Raw genomic sequence first — 462 nt, forward strand, 5'->3', positions numbered from 1 at the left:
CAATAAGCCATGGCAAAAAGTCCGGGTTACCGCTGATGACGGTAGTGCTACCATGACAGGAGATTTAAATGCCGATCTATCAACAGGTTGGTATCAGGTAGTTGATGCGCCTAACGCGCCAAGTACGGGATGGTATTGGGTAGAGGTAATCCGCCACAACGCGCTGCATTGTGTGCAAAATGCCTACGGCTTTGTCGACCATAGTTATTACCAGCGCGTGAAAGATAGCGGCAAATGGGGTGATTGGTCACCGAATCTTTTTCAAGCCGGAGCCGACGCTAAAGCGCATGCGAATAGTGTGGCAAACCAAGCAGAGGCAAAGGCAAAAGCGCATGTTGATGGTATGCCATGGCAACGCCATAAGGTTACCGCTGATGATGGTGCAGCAATTGATATTTCAGGTCGTGACCTAAACACTATAGTAAAAACTGGGTTTTATAAGGGTGCACATCTAGGTAATAC

1 protein-coding gene is annotated in these 462 nt (G+C 48.1%); it reads left to right on the top strand.

Features of this window, described 5'->3' with window-relative positions:
- Positions 1-52 precede the first annotated feature (52 nt).
- Positions 53-462: pyocin knob domain-containing protein (locus PPOP_RS18125; RefSeq protein WP_234399896.1), on the top strand; the 410-nt coding region annotated here is incomplete at its 3' end.

The organism is Paenibacillus popilliae ATCC 14706, assembly GCF_000315235.1.
Taxonomy (GTDB): Bacteria; Bacillota; Bacilli; order Paenibacillales; family Paenibacillaceae; genus Paenibacillus_B; species Paenibacillus_B popilliae.